Annotated in this window: 29 protein-coding genes and 1 pseudogene; 21 read left to right on the top strand and 9 right to left on the bottom strand. The window is 38.5% G+C overall.

Features of this window, described 5'->3' with window-relative positions; genetic code table 11:
• The first annotated feature begins 6 nt into the window (after positions 1 to 6).
• From IEU51_RS04840 to IEU51_RS04805, 8 genes are all read left to right on the top strand, one after another.
• Positions 7 to 726, top strand: coding sequence for a YebC/PmpR family DNA-binding transcriptional regulator (locus IEU51_RS04840; protein ID WP_186084908.1), 720 nt, complete (start codon positions 7 to 9; stop codon positions 724 to 726).
• 128 nt (positions 727 to 854) lie between these two features.
• Entirely contained in the window at positions 855 to 1,256 is a 402-nt protein-coding gene (locus tag IEU51_RS04835) for a GntR family transcriptional regulator (RefSeq protein ID WP_186084911.1), read from the top strand.
• Entirely contained in the window at positions 1,237 to 2,142 is a 906-nt protein-coding gene (locus IEU51_RS04830) for an ABC transporter ATP-binding protein (protein WP_186084914.1), read from the top strand. Before IEU51_RS04835 ends, IEU51_RS04830 begins: the two co-directional genes overlap by 20 nt.
• The gene (locus tag IEU51_RS04825) at positions 2,114 to 4,132 is read left to right on the top strand and encodes an ABC-2 family transporter permease (protein ID WP_186084917.1); all 2,019 of its coding nucleotides are present in this window, start codon (positions 2,114 to 2,116) and stop codon (positions 4,130 to 4,132) included. Before IEU51_RS04830 ends, IEU51_RS04825 begins: the two co-directional genes overlap by 29 nt.
• Before the next feature lie 115 nt (positions 4,133 to 4,247).
• The gene (locus IEU51_RS04820; protein WP_186084920.1) at positions 4,248 to 4,781 is read left to right on the top strand and encodes a DUF402 domain-containing protein; all 534 of its coding nucleotides are present in this window, start codon (positions 4,248 to 4,250) and stop codon (positions 4,779 to 4,781) included.
• A gap of 1 nt (position 4,782) precedes the next feature.
• On the top strand, positions 4,783 to 5,631 hold the full coding sequence (locus IEU51_RS04815; protein WP_186084923.1) for a LysR family transcriptional regulator: 849 nt from the start codon (positions 4,783 to 4,785) through the stop codon (positions 5,629 to 5,631).
• A 58-nt stretch (positions 5,632 to 5,689) separates the two neighbouring features.
• A complete protein-coding gene (locus IEU51_RS04810; protein WP_229713839.1) occupies positions 5,690 to 6,853 on the top strand; it encodes an MFS transporter in 1,164 nt (387 codons plus the stop codon).
• Positions 6,853 to 7,335 (top strand): DUF456 domain-containing protein, encoded by a 483-nt coding sequence (locus tag IEU51_RS04805; protein WP_186084930.1) that lies wholly within the window; start codon positions 6,853 to 6,855, stop codon positions 7,333 to 7,335. Before IEU51_RS04810 ends, IEU51_RS04805 begins: the two co-directional genes overlap by 1 nt.
• Positions 7,336 to 7,517: 182 nt before the next feature.
• Here IEU51_RS04805 and IEU51_RS04800 read toward each other — a convergent pair whose 3' ends face one another.
• The 4 genes and pseudogenes from IEU51_RS04800 to IEU51_RS04785 form a co-directional block, all read right to left on the bottom strand.
• Positions 7,518 to 8,588 (bottom strand): ABC transporter ATP-binding protein, encoded by a 1,071-nt coding sequence (locus IEU51_RS04800; RefSeq protein WP_186084933.1) that lies wholly within the window; start codon positions 8,586 to 8,588, stop codon positions 7,518 to 7,520.
• Positions 8,578 to 9,600, bottom strand: a complete 1,023-nt coding sequence (locus IEU51_RS04795; protein WP_229713863.1) for an ABC transporter ATP-binding protein — start codon at positions 9,598 to 9,600, stop codon at positions 8,578 to 8,580. Before IEU51_RS04795 ends, IEU51_RS04800 begins: the two co-directional genes overlap by 11 nt.
• 7 nt (positions 9,601 to 9,607) lie before the next feature.
• Entirely contained in the window at positions 9,608 to 10,528 is a 921-nt protein-coding gene (locus IEU51_RS04790) for an ABC transporter permease (protein WP_186084936.1), read from the bottom strand.
• Between the two features lie 16 nt (positions 10,529 to 10,544).
• Positions 10,545 to 11,472: pseudogene (locus IEU51_RS04785) on the bottom strand (ABC transporter permease).
• A gap of 207 nt (positions 11,473 to 11,679) precedes the next feature.
• Here IEU51_RS04785 and IEU51_RS04780 point away from each other — a divergent pair.
• The 5 genes from IEU51_RS04780 to IEU51_RS04760 all read left to right on the top strand — a co-directional run bounded on the left by IEU51_RS04780 (position 11,680) and on the right by IEU51_RS04760 (position 16,268).
• Positions 11,680 to 13,338 (top strand): glutathione ABC transporter substrate-binding protein, encoded by a 1,659-nt coding sequence (locus IEU51_RS04780; RefSeq protein ID WP_186084939.1) that lies wholly within the window; start codon positions 11,680 to 11,682, stop codon positions 13,336 to 13,338.
• 85 nt (positions 13,339 to 13,423) lie between these two features.
• Entirely contained in the window at positions 13,424 to 15,061 is a 1,638-nt protein-coding gene (locus IEU51_RS04775) for a glutathione ABC transporter substrate-binding protein (RefSeq protein ID WP_186084941.1), read from the top strand.
• A gap of 110 nt (positions 15,062 to 15,171) precedes the next feature.
• Complete coding sequence (locus IEU51_RS04770) at positions 15,172 to 15,396, top strand: hypothetical protein (RefSeq protein ID WP_186084944.1); 225 nt, start codon at positions 15,172 to 15,174, stop codon at positions 15,394 to 15,396.
• 12 nt (positions 15,397 to 15,408) lie between these two features.
• Positions 15,409 to 15,720, top strand: coding sequence for a hypothetical protein (locus tag IEU51_RS04765; RefSeq protein ID WP_186084947.1), 312 nt, complete (start codon positions 15,409 to 15,411; stop codon positions 15,718 to 15,720).
• Positions 15,717 to 16,268 carry a GNAT family N-acetyltransferase gene (locus tag IEU51_RS04760; protein WP_186084950.1) on the top strand — a complete coding sequence of 184 codons (552 nt, stop codon included), beginning with the start codon at positions 15,717 to 15,719 and terminating at the stop codon, positions 16,266 to 16,268. Before IEU51_RS04765 ends, IEU51_RS04760 begins: the two co-directional genes overlap by 4 nt.
• A gap of 14 nt (positions 16,269 to 16,282) precedes the next feature.
• On the opposite strand, the gene IEU51_RS04755 is transcribed toward IEU51_RS04760, so the two are convergent.
• Together IEU51_RS04755 and IEU51_RS04750 are read right to left on the bottom strand one after the other, a co-directional pair.
• Positions 16,283 to 16,882: an LOG family protein gene (locus IEU51_RS04755; protein WP_186084953.1), complete on the bottom strand. Its 600-nt coding sequence runs from the start codon at positions 16,880 to 16,882 to the stop codon at positions 16,283 to 16,285.
• Positions 16,883 to 16,901: 19 nt separating this feature from the next.
• Entirely contained in the window at positions 16,902 to 17,687 is a 786-nt protein-coding gene (locus IEU51_RS04750) for a hypothetical protein (protein WP_186084956.1), read from the bottom strand.
• Between the two features lie 140 nt (positions 17,688 to 17,827).
• On the opposite strand from IEU51_RS04750, the gene IEU51_RS04745 reads away from it, so the two are divergent.
• Positions 17,828 to 18,472, top strand: a complete 645-nt coding sequence (locus tag IEU51_RS04745) for a hypothetical protein (protein WP_186084959.1) — start codon at positions 17,828 to 17,830, stop codon at positions 18,470 to 18,472.
• A 44-nt stretch (positions 18,473 to 18,516) separates the two neighbouring features.
• Here the strand turns inward: IEU51_RS04745 and pnpS are convergent, their stop codons facing one another.
• Together pnpS and IEU51_RS04735 are read right to left on the bottom strand one after the other, a co-directional pair.
• On the bottom strand, positions 18,517 to 20,286 hold the full coding sequence (gene pnpS, locus IEU51_RS04740; protein WP_186084962.1) for a two-component system histidine kinase PnpS: 1,770 nt from the start codon (positions 20,284 to 20,286) through the stop codon (positions 18,517 to 18,519).
• A complete protein-coding gene (locus IEU51_RS04735; protein WP_186084965.1) occupies positions 20,283 to 20,984 on the bottom strand; it encodes a response regulator transcription factor in 702 nt (233 codons plus the stop codon). Before IEU51_RS04735 ends, pnpS begins: the two co-directional genes overlap by 4 nt.
• Before the next feature lie 130 nt (positions 20,985 to 21,114).
• On the opposite strand from IEU51_RS04735, the gene IEU51_RS04730 reads away from it, so the two are divergent.
• Both IEU51_RS04730 and IEU51_RS04725 read left to right on the top strand, forming a co-directional pair.
• Complete coding sequence (locus tag IEU51_RS04730) at positions 21,115 to 22,107, top strand: ThiF family adenylyltransferase (RefSeq protein ID WP_186084968.1); 993 nt, start codon at positions 21,115 to 21,117, stop codon at positions 22,105 to 22,107.
• A 9-nt stretch (positions 22,108 to 22,116) separates the two neighbouring features.
• The gene (locus IEU51_RS04725; RefSeq protein ID WP_186084971.1) at positions 22,117 to 22,626 is read left to right on the top strand and encodes a MogA/MoaB family molybdenum cofactor biosynthesis protein; all 510 of its coding nucleotides are present in this window, start codon (positions 22,117 to 22,119) and stop codon (positions 22,624 to 22,626) included.
• A gap of 112 nt (positions 22,627 to 22,738) precedes the next feature.
• On the opposite strand, the gene moaC is transcribed toward IEU51_RS04725, so the two are convergent.
• Positions 22,739 to 23,215: a cyclic pyranopterin monophosphate synthase MoaC gene (gene moaC / locus IEU51_RS04720; RefSeq protein WP_186084974.1), complete on the bottom strand. Its 477-nt coding sequence runs from the start codon at positions 23,213 to 23,215 to the stop codon at positions 22,739 to 22,741.
• Positions 23,216 to 23,274: 59 nt separating this feature from the next.
• Between moaC and IEU51_RS04715 the strand changes: the two genes are divergently transcribed.
• From IEU51_RS04715 to mobA, 5 genes are read left to right on the top strand one after another with little or no spacing between them, the layout of a single operon-like run.
• Positions 23,275 to 24,537 (top strand): molybdopterin molybdotransferase MoeA, encoded by a 1,263-nt coding sequence (locus tag IEU51_RS04715; RefSeq protein ID WP_186084977.1) that lies wholly within the window; start codon positions 23,275 to 23,277, stop codon positions 24,535 to 24,537.
• On the top strand, positions 24,534 to 24,995 hold the full coding sequence (mobB, locus tag IEU51_RS04710; RefSeq protein ID WP_186084980.1) for a molybdopterin-guanine dinucleotide biosynthesis protein B: 462 nt from the start codon (positions 24,534 to 24,536) through the stop codon (positions 24,993 to 24,995). The genes IEU51_RS04715 and mobB overlap by 4 nt, the downstream gene beginning before the upstream one ends.
• The gene (locus IEU51_RS04705) at positions 24,982 to 25,440 is read left to right on the top strand and encodes a molybdenum cofactor biosynthesis protein MoaE (protein ID WP_186084983.1); all 459 of its coding nucleotides are present in this window, start codon (positions 24,982 to 24,984) and stop codon (positions 25,438 to 25,440) included. The genes mobB and IEU51_RS04705 overlap by 14 nt, the downstream gene beginning before the upstream one ends.
• A complete protein-coding gene (locus IEU51_RS04700) occupies positions 25,430 to 25,663 on the top strand; it encodes a MoaD/ThiS family protein (RefSeq protein WP_186084986.1) in 234 nt (77 codons plus the stop codon). The genes IEU51_RS04705 and IEU51_RS04700 overlap by 11 nt, the downstream gene beginning before the upstream one ends.
• A complete protein-coding gene (gene mobA / locus IEU51_RS04695) occupies positions 25,660 to 26,223 on the top strand; it encodes a molybdenum cofactor guanylyltransferase (RefSeq protein WP_186084989.1) in 564 nt (187 codons plus the stop codon). The genes IEU51_RS04700 and mobA overlap by 4 nt, the downstream gene beginning before the upstream one ends.
• Positions 26,224 to 26,228 lie beyond the last annotated feature (5 nt).

Below are 26,228 nucleotides of genomic sequence, written 5' to 3'. Positions count from 1 at the left end.
ATGAAAATGGGAAGAAAATGGAACAACATTAAAGAAAAGAAAGCACAAAAAGACCAAAATACGAGTAGAATTTACGCTAAGTTTGGCCGTGAAATTTATGTCGCTGCCAAAAAAGGAGAGCCAAATCCTGAGAGTAATATAGCACTCAAAATGGTATTAGAACGTGCCAAAACATTTTCAATTCCTAAGCACATCATCGATAAAGCAATAGACAAAGCAAAAGGAACAGACGATGAAAACTTCGACGAATTAAGATATGAAGGATTTGGACCAAACGGTTCAATGATTATTGTAGATGCACTGACAAACAACCACAACAGAACTGCAAGTGACGTGCGTGCAGCATTCGGTAAAAATGGTGGTAACATGGGTGTCAGTGGTGCAGTAAGCTACATGTTCGATGCAGTTTCAGTATTTGTGTTTGGTGGATTTGACGCAGACACAATTATGATGGAACTCTTAGAAAGAGATGTGGACGTTAAAGACGTAACAGAAGAAAACGATTATACAGTTGTATACGGTGAAACGACAGACTACAACGAAATCAAAACTGCATTAGACGAAATTGGCATTGAAGACTATGAAGTGGCAGAACTATCAATGGTTGCACAAAACGAAGTAGAGTTAAACGATGAAGACCTCGCACAATTTGAGAAACTCATCGACGCATTAGAAGACTTAGAAGACGTACAATCAGTACACCACAATGTGAACTTAGGCGAATAAATGATAGAGACATGTTTCCGAAAGAGAAACATGTCTTTTTTTATACATTCACAGATATTTTTTAATTGACTTTGACCCATTCTAACTGTATTATACTAATTAATACAGATGATATAGGAGGTGTGTCTATGTTTGATCTAGATTTGAAAAGCCGTATACCCATTTACGAACAATTGGTTGAGCACATTAAAGAGATGATTTTCCAAGGCGTCATACAGGCAGATGAGAAAATGCCATCTGTACGTCAACTGGCTAGTGAACTCACAATCAATCCGAATACTATTCAAAAAGCATATAGAGAACTCGAGCAACTTGGATATATATATTCTCTCCCAGGTAAGGGAAGTTATGTGAAAGAGGTAAGTGAGATGAAAACAGAAGTACATGTCAGTGCATTAAAAGAAGATCTAATTTCAATTTTGAAAGAACTATTATTCTTAAATGTGTCGAAGGACGAAATTGTAGGAATCATAGACGCTGTGGAAGACGAGATAGAAGAGGTGAATGTAGATGAAAATCGTAGCGAATAATGTAGATAAACATTTCGGTAAATTTAAAGCCGTTGATAAAACAGACATCGTCGTTGAATCCGGGACGATTCACGGACTTTTAGGATCAAACGGAGCAGGTAAAACAACGTTAATGAAAGTGTTAGCAGGTATTTACAAAGCAGATAACGGAACTGTTCTGTACGATGACGCACCGATTTTCGAGAACGTATCGACAAAAAGAGACGTGCTCTTCATCAACGACATCCCGTTCTACTTCCCCGGAGCAACAATCAATAAGATGGCAGAGTACTACCGGGCGATGTATCCGAACTTCAGTAACACGAGATTTAAGACACTATGTGAGCTCTTTAAACTGAATCCTAAAAAGCCACTCAGCCAGATGTCTAAGGGTATGAAACGTCAAGCATCATTTATTCTTGCTTTTTCATCAAAGCCGAAGGTCATGTTACTTGACGAACCATTCGATGGGCTAGATCCAATCGTTAGACGCCAGATAAAAAACATCATGATGCAAGATATTGCAAATCATGGGCTAACAGTCCTAGCATCGAGTCATAACTTGCGTGAAATGGAAGACTTATGTGATGCTGTTTCAATTATGCATGAAGGTCACGTATTAATTAGCCAAGACTTAAATGAGGTTAAAGGCTCACACTGTAAATTGCAGATTGCATTTAAAGAACTTCCAAGTGAAGACTTCTATAAAGACTTAAATGTTGTCCACAAGTCTATAAAAGGGCGCATTATCACATGTATCTTACGTGGAGATATCAGTAATGTAGAGGAAAAAGTATCAAAATACAATCCACTCATGTACGATATCTTACCATTAACGTTAGAAGAAATATTTGCGTATGAAATGGGGGAAATTGGTTATGAAATCGAAAATATTATCATCGAATAGTGTACTCACAAAGTACTTTACTGGAACAATATTCTGGGCTACTTTTGCATACACGCTTTTAATGATTATTCTCGTTCCAGTTTCTCTGTACATCATGAGTAAAGCAAGTCAGTTTAACATTTATAATCCTGAAATTTACTCAGTAGGAAATACACTCATCAATTACGGCATACTGCAGATGATGGTATCCATGATCTTTGCAGTGACACTTGCAGTCATGCTTTTTGGATTCAAGAACAAAGAAGCATCGTCAGACTACATTCATAGTTTACCAATCAAACGTGGCAACATTTTCATAAATGCGAATATCGTTGGATTCGTAGCAATGATTATCCCGTTAGTAATTGTTTCGATCATTGCCCTTATCATGAGTCCAATCTTAAAAGGACTTATTTCACCGATGGAAATACTCGTATGGGCATTGTTCACACTCGTAGTGCAGTTCATCATCTATGCAATCAGTCTCTTCGTAGGATTCTTAGTGAACTCTTTAAACCTACACCTTGAAATGATTGTCATTGCGATGTTCTTACCGCTCGTCCTATTTACTTCCGTGATTATGAACGGTTCATACTTCTTTAATGGAGTACCAAAAACGATACTCATGAATTCAGAGTTTCTTACGAAATTATCATTCCCAGTTTCAACGTTTGTAGAAATGGAATCAGGTGACTTGAATAAAATGCTCTTCATCATCTGGATTCTGATTGCGATTGTCCTATTCGTAGGAAGTTATCTCCTATATAAGAATAGAAAAAACGAAAACGTAAACTCAGTTTTCAACTATACAGTGTTATATCACATCATCGTAGTTATACTCACAATTTTAGGTATGCTGATGATTGGTCTTGGTTTAACAGTACTCATTCCAGCCGGCATTATTGTTACAATATTTATGTTTGCCATTGGTGCACTCATTTCATATATTTTAGCGTTAATGTTCATGCAAGATAACGTGCGCATCACGTTTAACTTAAAAAATATATTTATCACGATTGGTGCAATCGCGATGTTCTGGGTCATCTTTATTACAGGATGGAAGATGTATGTCTCTACCGTTCCTGAAGTTTCAGAAGTTGAGGCAGTAAAAATTTCAGACTGGTCATCTACACAATACTACTCTTCAGGTGAAGTAGATGAATATTTCAGGTCAGATTATGAATACTCAAGAGCGGCTGATGATGTTAAAAATGTCATCAACTTGCATGAAACTCTAAAAGATCAAGAGCTTAAAGTCTATAATACAGATGAACTTTTGAATACAATTAACATCAACTATCTGTTAAAAGATGGTACTAAAATTCACCGTGAGTACCAAGTGTTAGAAGATCCTGATGAGAAAATTATGAGCGTACTTAAACAAATTGATAGTTCAGCACTCACAGTGAAGAACGACTTCTTCTATAACCTAAAAGAAGATAATAAGTATGAGAACGGATCTCTAGATATCTTAAACTTCTATGGTGGCGATGAAATTAATAGTACAGACAAAGTCGTAGAACAACTCCAAAAGAACTATAAAAAAGAGTATGGATCACTTAAAAATATGAGTCAAGCAGCAGTCAAATATACAGGTAAAGCATCATTTGGCCTTGGAGTGAAGTCAGGTTATGCTCATCTATACGGCGAGAGTTCAATCTATAATAAGGCAGTGACGGATTTCTTAAAAGAATATGACTACAGCATGACAACACTGCTTGATTTAGAAGAGCCATACACGTCAATGTACAAAATCGATTTATCAAAAGTAAAAGATAAAGACCAAGTCTACGAAGACTTAAACTACATGAGTTATGAAAACTTTAAAGAAAAATATGACATTGAATTACTTGAAGGTGAAAACCTAACAGAAGCAACTAAACAATTAGATAGTTACAAGTTCAATACAGAAGGAGACACGCTACTTCTTGTGACTCCAATGATGAATGAGGAAGATATTATAGCTGAAGAACCTCTTGGAACATACTTCAGCGTCGTAGTAGACGAATAAAAAAGACGGGAAACCGTCTTTTTTTATTTTATTTTTACTAGATAGTGATAAGCTATTCTTATAGCTATACTTTTTATTTCGATATTTTGTATAATTAGTTAAGGAGTTGAGTACAGTGAAAACAAAATACTTAGATAAGCGTAAATGGCGCCGTTTGAAACGCAGCTTTTACAAAGAAGTATTAACGTCGTATCAAGGGACGAGTGTACTCATTGGCGCGCTACAAATTAAAGAAGTAAAAGCGCCCTTAACTGTTAAAATCATCGATCAAGATGTATTAGTCGCGGATAATCATTTCACATGGTTACAAATCATGCCTGAAGACACAAATTATAGCATGACTGTAATGTACAACGACAAAAACAATGTAGTACAGTACTACTTTGATATTAATAAATCCCACACATTAGAACTTGGTAAAGCACGACGTGAAGACATGTACTTAGACGTACTTGCTCTACCTGATGGTCGATGTGAAATTGTGGATGAAGAAGATGTTGTCCGTGCAGTTAAGTACAAAAAGATGACACAGGAAGAAAAAGAATTTGCGTATAAAATCGCACATCAATTGGTTGATGATATTAGGAAAGATTTTGGCAAATTCAAAGAGTTAGCGCAGTTTGCGTATCAGAAAGTGATGGAGAGATAAAATGAGATTTGATGATTACGAGTTACTCGTTACGTTAAATGAGACTAAAACATTAAGACAAGCAGCAGAGGTGTTATACATTTCGCAACCTGCAGTGAGTCAAAGATTAAAATCGATAGAAGAACAGTGGGGCACACAGATCTTTATCCGTACCAAAAAAGAACTAATCGTAACGAGTGCTGGTGAAAAAATCATCGAACACGCAAAACATGTGGTCGACAAAGAAACCCATTTAATGGATTCCATTAATAGAAATCGTTCAAATATCGATGGGAAGGTAACGATTGGTGTTGCTTCACTAATTGGTTATACGATTATTCCGTCTGTATTAGAGAAGTTCTTAAAAGAATATCCAATGGTGAACGTACAAGTTCAAGTTGGGTCTACGTCAAAGATTGTTACAAATGCAGATAAGTATCACGTGTCAATCACACGTGGAAATAAGGTGTTAAACAAGGAGAACGTCCTATTATTTAGTGATGAACACTATCTAGTTGCGCCTAAAAACAAACCAATTGAAGAACAACCGCTCATTGAATTCCAAGCCGACGCTTGGTACAGCAATCAATTAAAACAATTCTTCGAAGCACGCTTTAATAGACCTTACTTACCACAGATTCATGTCGATCAAATTACAACTTGCCGTGAATTACTCTTAAATGATGTAGGTATGACTGTTTTGCCTTCATTGATTACAAATACAATGGATCTTTCAAATTTCCATGTTGAGAAGGTAGAAATAGACGGAGTGGCACTATTACGTGACACATTTATTTCATATGATAGTAGGGTGTTAGAGTTACCACAGGTTAAATCATTTATTGATCTGATTACTGAAGAATACAAATAGGTGATTTATGTTTATAGAACTATTGCGTTTAAATAATTACAAAATATATATATTAAACATGGTCTTTCTCGGTGTTGCGATTGCGATTACCGCACCATATATGGTCATTTATATGACTGAAAACCACGGAATGACAGTCACAGGATTTGGTCTTTTTATGGGAGCAGGGGCTATAGGCTCGTTTATTGTAAACACTATCGTTGGTCGTGTGAGTGACCGTTTGCCATTTGACAGAAAGTATTTGATACTTGCAGCGTTACTCATGGAAGTAATCACGTATTCTTTATTTTTAATTTTAAATGAAACGTGGATACTCGTTGCAGGATTCATTCTATTTTATAGTTTGGGTGCACCAGCCATGCCACAATTGTACGCATCGGCACGTGAGAGTGTGAATGATGCGAAGAACAATAGTTCTAACTTTAAGACGTTCGCAAATACATTGCTGCGTTCTATGTTTAGTTTTGGATTCCTCTTTGGACCTTTAATCGGTTCTGTTTTACTAATTAGATATGACTTTATTGGTCTATTTATTGGTGCAATTTTTATGTTCTTTATGGTATTTGTATCGACATTATTTATTCGCAATAAAAAAGTGCCTAGAGAACAAGAAGTGATACCGGCACAAATGTTAGGGGAAGCGGAAGCACCGAAATTGTTTAAAACACCAGCGTTACTCATTCCCTTTATCGCATTTACATTCTTGCAAATGGGGCAGTGGAGTTATCTTTTGAACATGCCGATTTACGTGACGCAGTTTCTTGGCGAGGGGAATGAAAAAGTCGGTTTACTTTCCAGTATATGCGCGGGTTTAGAAGTTCCGTTCATGATTGGAATAGGGCTAGTTGCATCTCGTTTTGCAACGAAACATCTATTGATGGTTGCAGGTGTTATTGGTTCAATGTTCTTTATCACTGTAGGATTCTTCAATAGTTTTACGGTTATACTTGTTGGACAAGTATTCTTGGCTATGTTCTTAGCAGTGATTTTAGGTCTTGGAATTAGTTACTTCCAAGATGTACTACCGAAATTTCCAGGTTACGCATCGACATTGTATGCGAACGGAATGATTGTTGGACAACTGCTAGGTAACTTAATGGGTGGACTGATTTCAGACTATATTTCAGTGCAGTACTCATTTATAGCAAGCGGAATTATGCTTATTATTGCGGTAGTTATGTTTGGATTTGCAAAAAATGAAGTTAAGGAAGGTTTTCAATAATGGAAGCACTTTGGTGGGTACTCATCATAGTATCCTTTGGACTTGGATATTTAGGTCTTATATTCCCAGCGATACCTTCAATTTTAATGTTTTGGGTATCTGCATTTATATATCACTTTTTAGTGGGCGATGAGCTCTCTATAATGTTTTGGCTTGTATTAATCGTCTTAACAATTCTCATATTTGTGAGTGACATGGCGATTACACAATACTATGTGAAAAAACTAGGTGGAACGAAACCGGGGCAGATTGCGGCAATCATCGGTACGATTTTAGGTATGTTTATTTACCCGCCACTTGGTGTAATCTTTGTTCCGATATTCCTTGTGTTTATAGTAGAACTTATCATGTTTAAGAAAGTACAGCCCGCATTCTATGCATCGCTCGGATCATTACTCGCGTTCGTTACAACGTCATTATTCAAAGTTGTGGTATACACACTCATCGTTGTGTGGTTCCTACTCGATGTATTTGTGTTTTAGAATAGTAGGATGTTTCCTGGAACAATCCGGAAGCATATTTTTTGTAAGATAAACACCGAGTGATTATTTTAGAAAGAATCATATGAGAAAGGAAGCCTACTGCTAATCATTAGAATTCAGAGATTAAGGTCATGATACACACAAAAAATCCCAGCTATAATGTAATAGCTGGGATTTTTATTTTATGCTTCTATTACTTCATCTTCGTCGTCTAGTACTTCTCGTGCGTTATGCATTTCGTATTGTGCTTTATGGATGCCACGCTCAATGTCTAGCGCATAGTGACATGCGACTTCGTGGTTTTCATCGATTTCTTTGTCTTTACGTTCAAGAGTTGGTTCCGTTGTTCTACAGAGGTCTGTCGCAAACGGACATCTCGTATGGAATCTACAACCCGTTGGTGGATCGATTGGTGAAGGCACGTCTCCTCTTAAGAAAATACGATTTGATTTCTTCTTCGGATCTGGCACTGGTATTGCTGAAAGCAATGCTTTCGTATACGGGTGCTGTGGCTTTTCGAAGATACTCTTCGTATCTCCCATCTCCACGATTTTTCCTAGATACATGACAATAATTCGGTCTGAAATATGTCGTACTACACCTAGGTCGTGTGAGATAAACATGTATGTCAGTTTCATCTCACGTTGTAACTTTTTCATTAAGTTAAGTACTTGTGCTTGAATAGACACGTCAAGTGCAGATACTGCTTCGTCCGCAATAATCAATTTAGGGTCTACTGATAAAGCGCGTGCGATACCGATACGTTGGCGTTGACCACCTGAGAATTCATGTGGATATCGGTTCATTTGATGGCGTTGTAATCCAACAGTTTCCATTAACTCGATGACGCGTTCAGTGCGCTCTTTTTTACTCTTACCAATCTTCTGGATTTCCATTGCTTCCATCAAGATTGTTTTTACTGTTTGTCTTGGATTCAGTGATGCATAAGGGTCTTGGAAGATGATTTGCATTTCGCTTCTAATATTACGAAGCTCACTTTTTGATAACGCCGTAATTTCTTGTCCATCAAAAATTACAGATCCTTCCGTTGGTTCATCTAGTCTTAAAACAGCACGTCCTGTTGTAGACTTACCACAGCCAGATTCACCTACGATTGCGACAGTCTCACCTTCATTGATGTGAAATGAAATATCGTCCACTGCTTTAACGTGGTTAACCGTGCGGCCAAAGAATCCTCCTTTGATGGGGAAGTACTGTTTAAGACCATTTACGTCTAATAATTTATTTGTCATAAACGCTGACCTCCTCTTTGTCCCAGTCTGGTGTGTAAATCCAACATCTTACGTCGTTACCATCTTTTGTTTCTGTTAATTCTGGATGTGTCTTACAAATCTCACTCGCATGAGGGCAACGAGGTGCGAATCTGCATCCTGTTGGCATCTCATCAGGTGCAGGTACGTTTCCTTTGATTGGAATGAGTTCATCTTGTTCAATATCGTGTCTAGGTAATGAATTTAAAAGTCCAACTGTGTATGGATGCTTCGGATCCTCGAACAATGTTTCAACATCTGCATATTCAACGATGTTACCTGCGTACATGACTGCAACGTAATCACAAGTTTCGGCAACAACACCTAAGTCGTGGGTAATCATAATTACACTCATACCGATTTCTTCTTGGAGCTCTTTAATGAGTTCTAAAATTTGTGCTTGTATCGTCACGTCTAGAGCAGTTGTGGGTTCATCTGCAATTAATAATTCTGGTTTACATGCGAGTGCCATTGCAATCATGACACGTTGACGCATACCACCTGAAAGTTCGAATGGATACTGATTCACACGCTTATCAGGTGAAGGAATCCCAACGAGTTCGAGCATTTCAATCGCACGTTTAGTTCCTTCTTTCTTCCCTAAACCTTGGTGAATCTTAAATGCTTCACGCAGCTGCTGTCCAATCGTATATACAGGGTTTAAGCTTGTCATGGGTTCTTGGAAGATCATAGAAATTTCATTTCCTCGAATTTGTCTCATACGACTCATCGATACTTTTGTTAAGTCTTCACCTTTAAAGTTGATGCTTCCGCCGACGATTTTACCTGGTTCGTCAATTAGTCTTAAAATAGAAAGGGATGTGATACTTTTACCAGATCCACTCTCACCAACGATTCCAAGCGTCTTTCCTTTAGGTACTTGGAACGTAACACCGTCAACCGCTTTGACTTCGTTTTTACCTACGAAGAATGACGTGCGGAGATCATTGATTTCAAGAATATTTTCTTGATTAATTTCTGTTTTCAAAGTAATCACTCCTTTAGTTTAAGTCTACACGCTTATTCAGCATGCGATATGAAATATCTACGATTAAGTTCACGAGTACGAACGATACTGAGATGACGAGAATCGCACCTTGTACAACAGGGAAGTCCCTCTGTAGAATCGAATCAATAATTAATCGTCCGAGTCCGTTGATTGCGAATACACTTTCAGTAAGTACTGCTCCAGCGAGCAACCCACCAAACTGAATACCAACTATAGTAACGACTGGAATTAGAGCATTCTTCAGTGCGTGTCTAAAGATAACAACACGTTCTTTTACACCCTTCGCTCTTGCAGTTCTTATATAATCCTGGTCGATAACATCGAGCATACTACTACGCGTCATACGTGCAATAATTGCGGCACTCGCGGTTCCTAGTGTAATAATCGGTAATACGTTTTGTTCTAACGAACCCCAACCAGTTGGTTTAAAGATTCTAAGTTCTAAAGCAAAGTACTGAATTAACATCAGACCAAGCCAGAAGTTTGGCATAGAAAGTCCAAATAATGCAACGACCATCAGTGAAACGTCGAGTAGTGAGTAGCGACGTACTGCAGAGATAATACCGATGAGTAATCCGAAGAATACACCAAAGATAATCGCCCATACTGAAAGTTCAAGTGTCGTAAAGAATCGTGCTTTAATATGATCGAACACTGGAATGTTATCTCGAATTGAGTTACCAAAATCGAGTTGTACAGCGTTAGAGATAAAGTTAAAGTACTGTATGTGAATTGGCTTATCTAAACCAAGTCTTGCTTCAATTGCTTTTACTGTTGCTTCAGGTGCACTTTCACCAGCCATGATTACGGCAGGGTTACCAGGAGTAAGGTGCATTAAGCTAAATACTAGAATTGTTACTCCTATGAGCACTGGGATCAGTTGAATTAACCTTCTAATAATAAACTGTGTCATATGATGTAGCCCTCCTTTATTTTCTCTGGCGTGGATCTAACGCGTCGCGCAGTCCGTCTCCGAATAAGTTAAATGCAAGAACAACAATAACGATCATCATACCTGGGAAAGAACGTAATGTGTCCGGCTTGATACATGTAGTTACGTCCGTCGTTTAACATAGCTCCCCATTCAGGTGTCGGTGGTTGAACCCCAAGACCTAGGAATGAAAGACCAGCTGCTGAGAGAATCGCAGTTGCAATGAAAAGTGTTGTGTTAACAATAATTGGTGACATGATGTTCGGTAAAATATGTTGGAAAATAATCTTTCCGTCTCTCGCACCAAGTGCTTTTATTGCATCTATGTATTCTAAATTTTTTGTTGTTAAAGTTGACCCACGTACGATACGAGCGAATTGTGGTAATGCACCGATTGCTATCGCAATTGTTACGTTGAATGTGCTACCGCCAAGTACCGAAACGATCGCAAGAGCAAGTAAGATACCAGGGAACGCTAGTAATACGTCCATAATACGCATGATAATCGTATCGATAATACCACCGTAGTAGCCTGAGATAATACCAAGTGGAACACCGACAATAGCAGCCAAGAAAGTTGCGGTGAAACCTACACCTAAAGTGATGTACATCCCGTGTAATACTCTATAGAAAATGTCACGGCCAAGATGGTCCGTACCAAACCAATGCTCAGCAGATGGTTTTTGTAGTTTTTCAGCTAAGTTCGTTGCGTTAGAGTTCACTCCAGTAAAACCAAAGATCGTGTCTAAGTATCCGAAGATAGAGATGAAAAACAAAATGATGAGCACATATAAGCCGACTAAAGCCGCTTTATTTTTTCTTAACCTGCCATAAAAATCTTTAAAGTTTTTAAGGCGAGGGTTTACAGGTGCAATTGAGACTGGATCTACCTGAACCTCGAATTTGCTTTCCTCGATATTACTCATATCGTATCCTCCTTACCATTCATAATAAGTTTTATGAATATTCAATAATATGATTTATCATATCAATAACTATTCATTATTACCATAAAAAATTGTATGATTATCATTAATATTCAAAAAATACGCAATTTTATAAATATAAATTGCATAATTTTAAAAATTACATTATAATTTTACCTAATTTCAAATATATGAGGAGGTTTTAACATGAAGAAATGGCTTTACATAGTTTTAACCTTAGCGCTATTCGTAGTTGCAGGATGTTCAAATTCAAAAGAAAAAAATGACAATGCAGGAGTACAAGAAGGTGGAGAGGTCACATTCGCGATGCCGAGTGATGTGGTTTCTCTAGATCCGCAAGGGACGAATGATGTTCCTTCTGAAAAGGTTAGGGATTTAATCTACGAAGGGCTTATCACACAAGATGAAAACTTTGAGATCGTTCCACAACTCGCAACAGAGTGGGAACAACAAGATGATACAACATATGTATTTAAATTGAGAGACGATGTTAAATTCCACAGTGGCAAAGACTTTAAAGCTGAAGACGTTAAAGCTTCTCTTGAAAGAGCAACAGATATTGCCGTAGCATCCCCTCGTTCTTACATCTTAGATATGATTGAAGAAGTTAACATCATCGATGACTATACAGTAGAAATTAAAACGGCATATCCATTCGTTCCGATTTTAAATAACTTAACGCATGGTGCAGCGAAAATTATGTCTAAAGATATGTTAGATAGAGACTATCAAGCTGCAATTGATGCTTCAGGTGCTGACATTACTTTAGAAGAATACTATGAACTCCGCGATAAAGGTGGAGATGAGTACGAAAAGGTTGCTGCACAAATTGCAGGGGACTTAAAAACAGTGGTTGAAACAGAACCAGATGGTACGGGCTATGCAAAGTTTGATTCTCGTAATCCAGGTGAGAGCACAATTGTTGTGAAAAACTCAGATTACTACGACGACCAAATGAACTTAGACAAAGTTACTTTTAAGGTAGTTACTGAAACAGGATCACGTCTTGCAGAACTTGAAAGTGGTCAATCACAATTGATTTCAAGTGTACAGTCTGCAAATATCGATCGTGTGGAAAGTAACCCAGATGTGACACTGTTACGCTCAGAGACAGTATCATTTGACTACATTGGATTTAATACAACAAAAGAACCGCTTAATGACAAACGTGTACGTCAAGCGATCACACATGCGTTCAACAAGCAAAATGTCGTTGATGGTGTTTACAACGGTGCAGGGACTCCAGCAAGTGGACCAATTTCACCAGGTGTTATGGGATACTCTGAAGAATTAAAAGGATTAGAGTATGACGTTGAAAAAGCCAAAGCTTTGCTAAAAGAAGCAGGTCTTGAAGATGGCTTTAGTTTAACAATGGTTGTAAACGACGATAACCCAGAACGTATGGACACAGCACTATACTTACAAGAAGCACTGAAAGAGATTAACATCGACTTAAAAATTAACCAAGTTGAGTGGGGTGCGTACCTTGAGATGACTTCAGCAGGTGAGCACGAAATGTTAATGCTTGGTTGGAGTAACTCAACAGCAGACCCTGACAATATCATCACACCACTATTCACAACAAAGAGTCATGGGGCAAGTGGTAACCGTGCATTCTACACTAATGAACGTGTTGATGAATTAGCAGAAGAAGCAAGAAGAGAAAACGATGAAGACAAACGTAGAGAAATGTACGAAGAAATTCAACAACTCATCATTGAAGACGCACCTGTGATTTCTGTACGCTACACAGAGAACTTAAATGCACGAGTAAACGCATTACAAGACATAGAGATCGACAGATATGACCTGTTTGAACTTAAAAATGCAGGACTCGAACAATAGCATCATGATTTTGCTTAAGATTGAACCTCTTATTTGAGGTTCAAATTTTTAATTTATTATGAAAACGGTTCAAGGGAGAGTTTTTATGAAAAGAATTTTAAGTATATTAACGATTATGGTCGCACTAGTACTTGCAGCATGTTCTGGTGGAGACAGTGAAGAACCGACGAACAATGATTTAACGCTCGCAATGCCTGCAGACGTCGTATCATTAGATCCACACGGTACAAACGACACACCTTCAGAACAAGTTCGACATTTAATTTATGAAGGCCTCGTAAAACAAGATGAGAACCTAGACTTACAACCATCTCTTGCAACAGAATGGGAGCAAGTGGATGATCTTACATGGAACTTTAAATTAAAAGAAGGTGTTAAATTCCATGATGGTAGTGACATGACAGCAGAAGATGTAAAAGCAAGCTTTGACCGTATCTTAGACCCAGCAGTTGCTTCTCCTCGTGCATACTTACTCGAAATGATCGACGAAATCAAAATCGTAAGTGACTATGAAGTTGAAATTACAACGAAATATCCGTTTTCACCATTCGCGAATAACTTAACACACGGTGCAGGTCGGATCATCAGCAAGGATTTAATTGATAAAGACTATCAAAACGCGATTGATAAAACAGGTACAGATGTGACGCTTGAAGACTATTACAAAGAAAGAGAAGCGGGCAGTAAAGCGTTTGAAGAACTTGCATCAAAAATTGGTGGAGAAGTTGGAACGCTTTTAGAAACAGAGCCATCAGGTACAAACTATTATCAGTTTGACTCTAGAAATCCAGGTGAGATGACGAAACTTGTAAGAAATGAATCTTACCACGGAGACAAAGTATCTATTGATTCAGTTACATTCAAAGTTGTATCTGAGACGGGTGCGCGTATTGCTGAACTCGAAAGTGGACAGTCACAATTTGCAGGTTCACTACAATCATCAGACCGTGATAGAATTAATGGAAACGAAGAACTTGTAATGAGTGAGACGACAAGTGCATCACTTGCATATCTTGGATTCAACACAGAAGTTGAGCCATTAAATGATAAGCGTGTTAGACAAGCACTTGCATATGCGTTCGATAAAGAAAAAATTTTCAATGATGTGTTAAACGGTTCAGGTACAATCACAAACAACTACATCAAAGAAGGTATGATTGGTGAAACAGATGATCTAAAGAAATATGCTTATAATTTAGATAAAGCGAGAGAATTGCTTGCTGAAGCGGGTTACGAAGACGGTTTCACGATTGAGTTTTTATCTGACGACGATTCTGAAGTCAAAGACGTTGGATTATATTACCAAGAAACGTTAAAAGAATTAAACATCGACCTCACGATTAAACAAGTAGAGTGGGGTACGTTCTTAGAGATGGCATCAAACGGAGAACAGGACATGTATTATCTTGGTTGGAGTAACGCGACAGCAGACCCAGATAACACGTTCACGCCACTATTCCACACGGATAGCCAAGGTGCTGGAGGAAACCGTATGTTCTACTCAGACGAAAAAGTAGATGCACTCATCTTAGATGGACGAAAAGAAAAAGATCCAGAAAAACGTCAGCAAATCTATGAAGACATTCAAGACATTATCATCGAAGACATGCCGATGATTCCAGTCAGATTCTCAGATAAATTAAATGCATATACTTCGAATCTGAAAGACGCAAGAATTGACGTAAACGATTTATTACATTTAGATAAGGCGACACTTGAGTAAATACATTTTAAAGGAATGACTGGGTCATTCCTTTTTTTCATCCCTATCACTTAAAATTATTTATATAATAATGGTATACTGTTTTATAAGTAGAAATTAGGTGAGATAGCATGAAACGAGTCTTTCTTTTGCTGATGGTTACGGTGTTTTTATCGGCATGTTCGAACGAGAAATCTCAGGTCGACAAGGACATAGAAAACTTAGATAAAGAAATTGTCAATCTAGAGCGACGCATCAGCGAATTAAATAACGAGAATGAATTATTAACTGAAAAGAAAAAACAAAAGCAAGAACAATTAACTGAATTAGAGAAAAAAGCTGCAGAGGATAAATAGGAGGATTCTGGTATGTATGAAAAAGAATTTATTTTAGTAGAAGGCAAGACATTGACTTTAAAAGAGCTTGGTTCTGAAATTGAATCGATTATCGGAAGACCTGTTGTAGATCTAAATGGTAAACCAGACCGTGTCGTTGTAAAAAAACCAGCTCCTGAACATGAGTTTGAAGCGTTTAACGTCACATATCAGGTCGAAGGATCTAATGATTTCATCAGCAGTGTTGTAACAACAAAAAGTAAAAAGAAACTAGAGAAATATGATTTTATAAATGAAACATTTAAAGTGCGTCTCCTCAGTTATAATAGAAGAGATGCAGAATGAGATATATTAAAACAAAACGATTAAATTTACGAAGTTGGAAACCGGAGGATGTAAACCCGTTCATTAAAGCAACTCAGGACCGGGATGTAAACCAGTTCACGCCAACGAAGATGACAATTAAAGAAGCACGTGAGTTTGCACGTCTATCTAGTGCGAGTGTGAACGACCGAGGTTTTGGTCTCTTTGCAGTCGAAAGACGCGATACGAAAGAGTTTATTGGTATCGCGGGTATTCGTGTAAAACAATTTGATGATAAAAAACACGCACACGATATGCATACCATGTTTCCGTGTATCGAACTCTATGTTATGCTCATTAAAAAACATTGGAATCAAGGGTTTGCGACCGAAGCACTTCGTGGTGTTGTTAAGTTTACAGAGAAGAAAACAGACATCCATTCGGTATATGCATTTGTATCGAACAGAAATATGCCAGGGTTAAACGTATTAGACAAGCTTGGAATGCAGAAAATTGATACATTTAAGCATCAACAATACGTTGATGGGCACAGCAAACAAGCATTTTTCATATACAAACTAGACACATAAAAAGGACATCCCAATTAATTACGGGAATGTCCTTTTTCTATATCTTCTCTTGTACGTCCTTTAACGGGAGTAAAGTGTTCAAGTTTTTCAACAACATCTTCAATACGATTAACTTTACGTATGAGTTCTAAGAATCGTTCTTCTAAAAAATCATGTTGAATGAAAGTATTAAATAATTCAAATAAAGAATCGTAGTATCCAGCAGTATTCACAAATGCAATTGGTTTTTGATAAATACCAATTTGGCCAGCAACAAATACTTGGAAGAACTCTTCCATCGTGCCCGCACCACCAGGTAAAATCACAATCGCATCTGCTTCATCAATTAATTGCTCTTTACGAATACTCATGTTTTTAACAATGCGCATATCTTGTACGCCAGTATGAGCCATCTCACGGTCGACAAGTACCTCTGGAATAATTCCAGTGACTTCACCGCCGTGATCTAAGGCACCCGTTGCTACAGCGCCCATCAGACCAAGACCGCCGCCACCATATACGAGACGAATGCCTTGTTCTGCTAGGATTTTACCTAAGTTATACGCAGATTCTTCAAAAATACGATCATTACCAGATCGTGCTCCGCAAAAGACTGAAATGCTCTTAATATTCATAAACGTATCCTATTCTAAACTATTTTTTCGTGAAGCTTGATTTGTAGTCATCAAACGCAAGATGTGCATCTGACTTTACGTAATTTGTACCTGTTCCTGTTGTACGACCATTTGATTCAAAGTGTGCATCATTTCTTAAGCGATGCTTTAAGAATAATGAGTCATCCACCTCAGCGACACGAGAACCAGGGCGTTCACGCTTTTCTTTCCAAAGTACTGCACTTTTAGGATCTAATTTCGTTTTATGTTTTAAGAATAACTCTCCATGTGAGTAGTCATCTTTATATTCAGTACCTATCACTTTTTCTTCATTTAATTCTTGGACATTTGTTGTTGTTGGTCTATCAATATCTAACTTTTTGTTTTTGTCTTGTACACCCATTTTGTTTTGTTTCTCCTCACTCGTTGGTAAATCTGTATCCAACTCTTTAATTTTAGATTTTAATCGCTTATCACGTGCTTTTTCAACATCAGCCTCGTATTTTTTAAGCAATTTTTCTTCTTTTTTCAGTTTTTTCTCATAGTCTGAGAACTCTTTTTTATACTGATGCTTCTTGCGGTTATCCGTATATTTTCCACTGATAAACTCAGCAGAATCCTTCGTTTTATCAGCAACAACACTACCCGCATGTTTCACTTTTGTCGTAGCTGCACCGACTGAACCTTTAGCTTTGCCGTACAATAATTTCGAATTATCGTTTAGCTTTACGACATCCGGGTGGTCTTTTATCTTGCTACGCTCCTTGATGAGCGGCACTAAAATAAGTGGCGCTACTGAAGCAATCATTCTCAATTTTTTGTTCATAAACTCGTCCTCCGCTTATCAGAAGTTATCCTTATTATATCGTACCCCTATGTGACTTGCATTAAACGAGCAGTAAAATAGGTTTGAAAATCATGAAAATAGGAAAAATAAAGTATAACGAGTTGGAGGAGGCTATAGTTATGGTAGATAAAAACACGAAACTAACAGAAGTTTTAGTAGAATATCCCGATTTATTGAAAATTTTTAAGCCGTATACATTTGATTATTTAACAAATGATGAGTTAACTGTCGGAGATGTTGCAGAAAACAACACACTCGACGTTGAAGGATTCGTAAAAGAAACAAATGAACTGATAGACGTAGAGTTGCGCCGTGACCTCGGAGAAAAGAATGGTAGCGAGTTGCTCGATATAATAAATGAAACGTATTTCGAAGATATCATCGATGAGATGCCTGTGCTTCGACTATATGTAGAAAGGTTTATCAGCAACAAAGACGTGGCAGGTAGCGAGATAATTGAAACATTCGAGTCGCTCGTTGAACAAGTGACAGGGTATATCGATTATGCAAAAGAGACACTACATCCATTAGTAAAAGCAGTCATTGACGGACAAGATAAAAACACAATCACCGGAAATCTAACTAAACGCGATGAATTGAAGCGTAGCATTTTAGAGTTATTACGCAAGTTACGTGAAAAAACAAATCATTTTGTGCCAAGTGATGGTGAAGCAGAAACACAGTTTCTGTATGGGCGTATGAATGCGATTGAAGATACAATTTTAGACATGCTTCTTCTAGAAGATGAGACGTATAAAGATTAAATATAAAAACGTGTTTCCTATAGAATTTTAGGGAACACGTTTTTTTATCGTTCTGCAGGAAGATCTACAGTAAATTCTGTGTACTCGTTCTCGACTGAATCGACAGTAATGGTACCGCCGTGAAGGTCGACTAAGTGTTTGACGATCGCAAGACCAAGGCCCGTACCGCCTTCGTTTCTAGCGCGCGCAGTATCTACACGGTAAAATCGTTCAAATAATCGATCGATACTAGATTGTGGAATACCAATCCCTGTATCTTTCACGCTAAATACAATGCGATTTTTCTTCTCACGGACTTTCACAGAAACCATGCCGCCTTCTGGCGTATAGTTCACAGCGTTTGACAGTAAATTCACTAAAATTTGTGCGATTCTGTCTTTATCAGCAAATAGTTCAATCGAACGTCCTTTATTTGGCAAGTTAAGTGTAAGTTTTTTGTCGCTAAATGCTTTCAGTAACGGTTTTGCTGTCTTGTGAATGAGTTTGACAAGATCGATTTTTTCAATGTTTAACTGCAAATCATTTTTCTCGATTTTAGATAAATTCAAGAGGTCACTGATGATTGTGTTTAGACGGTCACTCTCATCGTAAATAATTTGTATGAATTCACGTTCTGTTTCTTTTGGCATCTCATTTTGAAGAATTGTTTCTGCGAATCCACGCACGCTAGTCACAGGCGTTTTCAGTTCATGGGAAACATTCGCGACAAAATCTCGCCGGACACCTTCTAAATGCTTAAGCTTTGTGATATTGTGGAGCGCAATAATTACGCCACGTTTTTCCCAACTTTGTCCGTAATACGGTGCCACGTTTACTTCTAAGATCACTTCGTTTGGCGTGTATAGAGACACTTCGCGAGAGCGAGGTTCATCTTCTTCCACAACTTGTCGAATCATACGGTCGATATTTAAATGCATTAAATTCGCGCGATAATGATTGTTCACGAGTATATCGCTACTTTTTCCAAGAAGTTCAGTTGCCGCTTTATTCACCATTTCAACATTGCCATCATGGTTAATTAAAATCACACCTGTAACTAAGTTAGATAAAATACTGTCGAGCTGGCTTGTTTGGTCCTCAATTTCAGTCACGTGTTTCTGTAAACTACTCGCAAGAACGTTGATTGACCCAGCGAGATCATAGAGTTCTCCTGTGAATTTTTCATTGATTCTAGCACTGTAGTCTTGATGTTTTAATCGGTTTGTCACTTCCATAATTTTATTAATTGGTTTCGTGACACTATATGCGAGTAGGGCTGCAGAAATTAATGATGCGACAAAAATAAATAAGAATACTACAAAAAGTGTCCACCACATTTGTTTCACAGCATTATCTATTGTGTATAACGGCGTTGCCGTACGTATGTAACCGACAATTTCACCTTCTGCATGGATCGGTTTTGCGACGTACATCATATCGATTTCTTCAGTTTTACTATAACGAATAAACGATTGACTCGTATCATTCGACTTTTTAGCTGCTTCAACTTCCGGACGTTTTAAGTGATTTTCCATGAGACTTGTGTGATTGTCATTGTCGAAGATAACTTCACCATCTGAATCGATCAAAGTGAAGCGTACATCTTTAGGGAGGTCGAGCTTATTAAACCATTCAACGATATTATCATTTTGAATGTCCATCCCACTTGCTTCTATAGAACTAGATATAACGGATCCATTTTCACTCAGATGGGTTTCAATCATTTCTTCGTATGAAGTTCTGTTAATAGAGGACATGAAGAACCAGATGATTCCTAGTCCAATAATAGAAATCACAAAGAAGCCAAGCGTTATTCTAAGCCAGAGTTTTTTCACTTATCCGGCACTTCCAATTTATATCCAAAGCCACGCACTGTTTGAATGTACTTTGGACGACGTGAATCTTGTTCAATTTTCTCTCTGAGTTTACTGATATGCACATCAACAATTCGTGTATCACCGTCAAAGTCAAAATTCCACACACCGTTTAATAGTTGGTCACGTGATAATACATGTCCTAAATGATTTGTTAAATAGATTAAAAGCTCGTACTCACGTGGTGTTAAGTCTAACTTTTTACCATGTAAGTACACAGAATATGTGAGTGTATGAATTTCAATGTCTCCAACTTTAATAACGTCTGTAGTTTCTGTTTTTGAATTAGATTCTAACTCAACACGGCGCAAAATCGCTTTGATTCTAGCAACCACTTCACGTGGACTGAATGGTTTTGTCATATAATCATCGGCACCAATCTCGAGACCAATAATTTTATCGAGCTCGTCATCTTTAGCCGTAAGCATTAAAATGGGAGTATTTATTTTATCTTGTCGTAGCTTTTTCGCAACTTCAATACCGTCCTTTAGTGGCAACATGAGGTCGAGTACAATTGCTTCTGGTTTGAGTGTACGCGCGATGTCTAACGCATCCACACCATTATCTGCTGTGTACACTTGGAATCCATTCTGTTCAAGGTTGAATTTGAGTAGAGTAAGAATAGATTGTTCGTCGTCGACAACGAGGATCTTTTTCATTGATATAAGCCTCCCGAGGGTATTATTTAACTTGATTTTAACACACCGGAATTTAAAATTATCAATATTTACATAAACTTAACATCGGGTGTGCTATTCTAAGGATATAAATAAGTGTATGGTGAATGTTATGGATAGATATAGTAGACAAATTTTGTTTAAATCAATTGGTGAAAGTGGCCAAGAAAAAATAAAAGATCAGACGGTCATGATTGTGGGTGTTGGTGCGCTCGGATCAGTGTCGAGCGAAATGCTTGCACGTGCGGGTGTGAAGAAGTTAATTTTGATTGACCGAGATTACGTGGAAGCTTCAAACTTGCAGCGTCAATCCTTATATAACGAGCAAGATGCTGTAGATAAAACCCCGAAAGTCGTGGCGGCGAAAGCACACTTGACTAAGATTCGCAGTGATCTTGAAATCGACATACATATCGCGCATGCGGACGCGCAGTTTTTAGATGCGCTCGTGAAAGACGTTGACATCATCATGGATGGCACGGATAACTTTGAGACGCGACTTGTCATCAATGATGTTGCGTTTAAACATGACATTCCGTTTTGTCATGCAGCAGTTGTTGAAGCATCGTATACGTCTGCGACGTTCATTCCTAGTAAGACACCGTGCTACCGATGTCTAACGCCAGTGTTGCCCTCAACGACAATGACTTGCGATACGGCAGGCGTAATTGCACCAGCTGTGCATATGGCGGTGTCGACTCAGGTGGCGCAGGCCATGAAGGTCATGACAGACACGTCGCTAGATCCTGTTTTAATATTTGGAAATGTTTGGGACCTTGAACAGAATAGAATTAACTTTAAAAATATCGTGAATAAAGAGTGTCCGACGTGTCAGAAAAAGGAATTTCCAACGTATGATGCACACACGACACTCATGAGATTATGCGGGCGAGATACGGTGCAGATCAGTGACGAGACAATCACGAAAAAACGTGTAAAATATGCGATGGAGACACGTGGAGATGACTACCGAGAGACGCCGTATTTTATAGAGTTTTATTTTGAGAACTACCGTATTGTTGTGTTTGAAAATGGTAGAATGCTGATGCACGGCGTAGAAAACGCGAAAAAAGCACGTTCGATTATAAGTCAGTTGCTTGGATAGGAGGATATTATGAGTATTGTAGAAAAAATGGATCGTGATATCACAGTTGGAATTATCACGGTGAGTGACACGCGCACGAAAGAGACGGATAAGGGGGGTAACTTAATTTACGACTACCTTACGAACGGTGACTTAAACGTCGTTGTACAAGATAAACACAGACACATCGTGAAAGATAGTGTATCTGAAATTCGTGGTGTGATTACGACGATGTTGGATGACGTGGATGTGGTGATTACGACAGGTGGAACTGGGATTGCAGAAAGAGACGTGACGATTGAAGCGGTGAAGTATTTCTTCCATAAAGAAGTGGAAGGGTTTGGAGAGTTGTTTAGAATGCTGTCATACACTGAAGACATCGGCTCAAGAAGTTTGCTCTCGAGAGCAGTCATGGGTACGCACCACAATAAATTAATTGTCTCATTGCCGGGATCGACTGGCGCAATCAAGCTTGGAATGGAAAAGCTGATTCTAAAAGAACTGAACCATTTAGTTTATGAATTGAATAAAGATGCATAGAATAAAGACGAGCAGCTGGGTGGCTGCTCGTCTTTTTGTAGACAATGATTAACGGGCGAGCAACAAATGATGAGTCCGTTAATCATTAATGAATAAAGAGAATGCCAAGAAATTACACGTAATAATTCCCTGATTTCCCACCAGATTTCATAACGAGCTTCGTCTCTTTGATGATCATGCCTTTATCGACTGCTTTACACATGTCGTAAACGGTTAATGCTGCGGCACTTGCTGCTGTCAGTGCTTCCATCTCGACACCTGTCTTCCCAGTGACTTTCACTGTCGCTTCTATATTTAACACATATTCTGTTTCGGTGTCCCACTCAAACGAGATGTCCACGCCATTTAATGCTAGCGGGTGACACATCGGAATGATCTGGTGTGTATTTTTCGCAGCCATAATCCCAGCAATCTGCGCAACCTGCAACACATCGCCTTTTTTCATCTTTTTATCTGAAATACCTTCATAGATTTCTTTCGACACGACAATCTGGCTCGTCGCAGTCGCAACGCGTTTTGTGATGTTTTTATCTGACACATCGACCATGCGCGCACGGCCTTCTTCATTAAAGTGAGTGAATTTAGACATATCTTAACCTCATTTAGTATACTTAATATAAGTATAGTATACCAAAAAGGAGAATGAGTATGTCGCTAGGTAGAACACCAATTCATATTCATGAAGCGGTAGATCGTGTTACGAAAAACGTAAGTGTGTTAGATAAAGAAACGGTGGCTTTAAGTGACAGTCACGGACGTTTTATTGCAAGTGACCTTGTTGCAACGATGGACGTCCCAATTTTTACAAAGTCTGCAATGGATGGTTTTGCGATCCGGAGTGAAGATTCTAAAGAAGCAAGTGGTGAGAATAGAGTCGCGTTCACAGTTGTAGAAGAGGTGCCAGCTGGGCGTTCAAGTGACTATAAGTTGAAACCATTTGAAGCATTCCGAATCATGACAGGTGCGGAAATTCCTGAATCTGCAGACACTGTAGTCATGTTTGAACAGACAAAAGAAACGGATAATGGGTTTACAATTCGTCGTGAATTTAAGCCAGATGAAAACATCGCACTCCAAGGTGAAGAGTGTAAAGAAGGAGACGTTATTCTAACGGCAGGAAGTCTCGTGAACCCTGGGACAGTGGCGACACTTGCGACGTTTGGTATCAGTAAAGTGGATGTGTTCAAGAGACCGGTCGTTGGAATTTTATCGACTGGCAGTGAACTTCTAGAAGTAGAAGATGAATTAGAACGTGGAAAAATCAGAAATTCAAACACACCAATGGTAGCAGCACAACTCGAACGTGCGGGTGTAGAATATAAAAAATATAAGCTCGAAAAAGATGAATTTGAATCACTCTATAAAAAAATTATAGAGATTTTGGAAGAGTCAGATGCAGTGATAACAACGGGTGGTGTGTCAGTCGGCGACTATGACTTATTACCTGACGTTTACAAAAAATTAGGTGCAGAAGTCTTGTTCAACAAAGTGGCGATGCGTCCCGGTAGTGTGACGACAGTGGCGAAATTTGGAGACAAATATTTATTTGGACTAAGTGGAAATCCAAGCGCATGTTATTCAGGATTTGAGTTATTTGTGAGACCCGTCATGAATCTGATGACTGGCAGCAAGCGACCATTTGCGCCAGTGATTAACGCAACTCTTGCAGGTGACTTCACAAAACCAAATCCATTCACAAGATTCTTACGTGCAGAACTCAATTTTGTAGATGGTGAAATTGAAGCGAAACCTGCTGGATTCAACAAATCAAACGCAGTGACTTCGATTGCCGAAAGTAATGGAGTCGTGATCTTGCCAGGTGGCACACGTGGATTCAAGACTGGAGATAAAGTTAAGGTCATGATGACAGACGTCACCTCAGGCGCTAGAGAATTCGTGGCGGAATCATGAGAGTACTCCAAATTGTCGGATATAAGAACACCGGCAAAACGACTTTAATGATAGAATTTTTAAGGGTAATAAAATCAAGAGGCAAAAAAGTGTGTGCCATCAAACATCATCATATCGACTTCTTGACAGGCACTACGGACTCTGAAAGATTCTTAGAATATGCAGATGATGTGATTTTAAATACACCAAGTGTGACATATCATTCTTCAAAAGAAGTCATATCGCTCGATGCACAGATTGAAGCGGCACGAAAATCAGGTGCGGACTTTGTTTTAATCGAAGGCTATAAGAACGAGAATTATGACAAAATCCTATTAACAACACCACTCATTGAAACAAAGACAGATAGAGATGACTTAGAAGTCACGAACTGCATTAAAACATTTGATTTAAACACCGATTTAGAAGCAGCGGTTCGTTGGTTTAAAGATTGGAGTAAATCGTATGAAACTATTTGAAGTAACAGAAGACGAAATAGATATTTTAAAATACCACGAAGCGCTTGTGGATTCTCATCAAGGTGCGATTGTCACATTCACTGGACACGTGCGCGAATGGACGAAGGGCACAAGAACCGTCTATCTAGAGTACGAAGCATATGTACCTATGGCTGAGAAGATGCTCGCGCAAATTGGAGATGAAATAGGCGAAAAGTGGCCAGGTGTGAAAACAGCGATTTGTCACAGAATAGGTAAACTCGATCAGACAGAAGTTGCGGTTGTAGTTGTCACGTCAAGTCCGCACAGACAAGAGGGTTATCTCGCTAACATGTACGCTGTGGATCGGTTAAAGGAAATCGTCCCAATTTGGAAAAAAGAAATTTGGGAAGACGGCGAAGAGTGGATTGGTGACTCAAGACATTATCACTCAAGCGTGAATGAGGAGGATATTAATGGAAATTAAAATTTTTGCTGGCATCAAAGAAAAGGTTGGTAAAGACGTTATAGATATTCCTGTGGGAGATGAAATCACGGTTGCAGATTTAAAAGAAAGAATCTACATCGACTATCCAGAACTTGACGGAGAAGTATTCCAGGTTGCAGTGAATGAAGCATTCCAAACAGACGATTATACGGTTAAATCTGGAGATGTTGTTGCTTTAATTCCACCAGTGAGCGGTGGATGATAGGCGTTATTCTAGCTGGGGGCAATTCCACACGCTTTGGCGAGGACAAGTCACTTTATGATTTAGAGGGCACTGAAATGTATCAGCACGTTGCAACTCGCTTAATTAAAAGTGGAATCTGTGATAAAATCGTTATCAGCACAAATGCAAGATTGAAAGACGAATTCAGTGAGTTCGAAACGATTGTCGACGACGATAAATACACGGATTACGGGCCGTTAACTGGTATATATTCAGTTGCAAAAAAATATGTAGGGAAACCCCTACTTGTTGTTTCAACAGATACACCGTATATTCCAAGTAAGTGGTTCAGAGCTTTAGGGGACATGTATACGAAACTAGGTAAAACAATTGTGACTGGAGGGGAACAACTCCATCCATTAGTTGGGATATATGCTGATCCAAATTTAGTCGAAAAACTTGAAACACAATTAGAGAGTCAAAAACTTTCTATTAGAGCATTTCTAAAGAATATCGACCATATGACGCTCAACGTCGAATCATTAGGATACACTGAAGCAGACTTTAGAAATATTAATCATAAATCGGATATAGAATAGGGGGT

Origin of the sequence: Phocicoccus schoeneichii (assembly GCF_014635565.1) — a bacterium.
GTDB lineage: Bacteria > Bacillota > Bacilli > Staphylococcales > Salinicoccaceae > Phocicoccus > Phocicoccus schoeneichii.
This window is presented reverse-complemented; position numbering and strand designations above follow the sequence as displayed.

Excerpts from the sequence above, each read along its gene's own strand:
- IEU51_RS04840 (WP_186084908.1), top strand. The coding sequence starts at position 7 with ATGGGAAGAAAATGGAACAACATTAAAGAAAAGAAAGCACAAAAAGAC.
- IEU51_RS04835 (WP_186084911.1), top strand. The coding sequence starts at position 855 with ATGTTTGATCTAGATTTGAAAAGCCGTATACCCATTTACGAACAATTG.
- IEU51_RS04830 (WP_186084914.1), top strand. The coding sequence starts at position 1,237 with ATGAAAATCGTAGCGAATAATGTAGATAAACATTTCGGTAAATTTAAA.
- IEU51_RS04825 (WP_186084917.1), top strand. The coding sequence starts at position 2,114 with ATGAAATCGAAAATATTATCATCGAATAGTGTACTCACAAAGTACTTT.
- IEU51_RS04815 (WP_186084923.1), top strand. The coding sequence starts at position 4,783 with ATGAGATTTGATGATTACGAGTTACTCGTTACGTTAAATGAGACTAAA.
- IEU51_RS04810 (WP_229713839.1), top strand. The coding sequence starts at position 5,690 with ATGGTCTTTCTCGGTGTTGCGATTGCGATTACCGCACCATATATGGTC.
- IEU51_RS04805 (WP_186084930.1), top strand. The coding sequence starts at position 6,853 with ATGGAAGCACTTTGGTGGGTACTCATCATAGTATCCTTTGGACTTGGA.
- IEU51_RS04800 (WP_186084933.1), bottom strand. The coding sequence starts at position 8,588 with ATGACAAATAAATTATTAGACGTAAATGGTCTTAAACAGTACTTCCCC.
- IEU51_RS04790 (WP_186084936.1), bottom strand. The coding sequence starts at position 10,528 with ATGACACAGTTTATTATTAGAAGGTTAATTCAACTGATCCCAGTGCTC.
- IEU51_RS04780 (WP_186084939.1), top strand. The coding sequence starts at position 11,680 with ATGAAGAAATGGCTTTACATAGTTTTAACCTTAGCGCTATTCGTAGTT.
- IEU51_RS04775 (WP_186084941.1), top strand. The coding sequence starts at position 13,424 with ATGAAAAGAATTTTAAGTATATTAACGATTATGGTCGCACTAGTACTT.
- IEU51_RS04770 (WP_186084944.1), top strand. The coding sequence starts at position 15,172 with ATGAAACGAGTCTTTCTTTTGCTGATGGTTACGGTGTTTTTATCGGCA.
- IEU51_RS04765 (WP_186084947.1), top strand. The coding sequence starts at position 15,409 with ATGTATGAAAAAGAATTTATTTTAGTAGAAGGCAAGACATTGACTTTA.
- IEU51_RS04760 (WP_186084950.1), top strand. The coding sequence starts at position 15,717 with ATGAGATATATTAAAACAAAACGATTAAATTTACGAAGTTGGAAACCG.
- IEU51_RS04755 (WP_186084953.1), bottom strand. The coding sequence starts at position 16,882 with ATGAATATTAAGAGCATTTCAGTCTTTTGCGGAGCACGATCTGGTAAT.
- IEU51_RS04750 (WP_186084956.1), bottom strand. The coding sequence starts at position 17,687 with ATGAACAAAAAATTGAGAATGATTGCTTCAGTAGCGCCACTTATTTTA.
- IEU51_RS04745 (WP_186084959.1), top strand. The coding sequence starts at position 17,828 with ATGGTAGATAAAAACACGAAACTAACAGAAGTTTTAGTAGAATATCCC.
- IEU51_RS04735 (WP_186084965.1), bottom strand. The coding sequence starts at position 20,984 with ATGAAAAAGATCCTCGTTGTCGACGACGAACAATCTATTCTTACTCTA.
- IEU51_RS04730 (WP_186084968.1), top strand. The coding sequence starts at position 21,115 with ATGGATAGATATAGTAGACAAATTTTGTTTAAATCAATTGGTGAAAGT.
- IEU51_RS04725 (WP_186084971.1), top strand. The coding sequence starts at position 22,117 with ATGAGTATTGTAGAAAAAATGGATCGTGATATCACAGTTGGAATTATC.
- moaC (WP_186084974.1), bottom strand. The coding sequence starts at position 23,215 with ATGTCTAAATTCACTCACTTTAATGAAGAAGGCCGTGCGCGCATGGTC.
- IEU51_RS04715 (WP_186084977.1), top strand. The coding sequence starts at position 23,275 with ATGTCGCTAGGTAGAACACCAATTCATATTCATGAAGCGGTAGATCGT.
- mobB (WP_186084980.1), top strand. The coding sequence starts at position 24,534 with ATGAGAGTACTCCAAATTGTCGGATATAAGAACACCGGCAAAACGACT.
- IEU51_RS04705 (WP_186084983.1), top strand. The coding sequence starts at position 24,982 with ATGAAACTATTTGAAGTAACAGAAGACGAAATAGATATTTTAAAATAC.
- IEU51_RS04700 (WP_186084986.1), top strand. The coding sequence starts at position 25,430 with ATGGAAATTAAAATTTTTGCTGGCATCAAAGAAAAGGTTGGTAAAGAC.
- mobA (WP_186084989.1), top strand. The coding sequence starts at position 25,660 with ATGATAGGCGTTATTCTAGCTGGGGGCAATTCCACACGCTTTGGCGAG.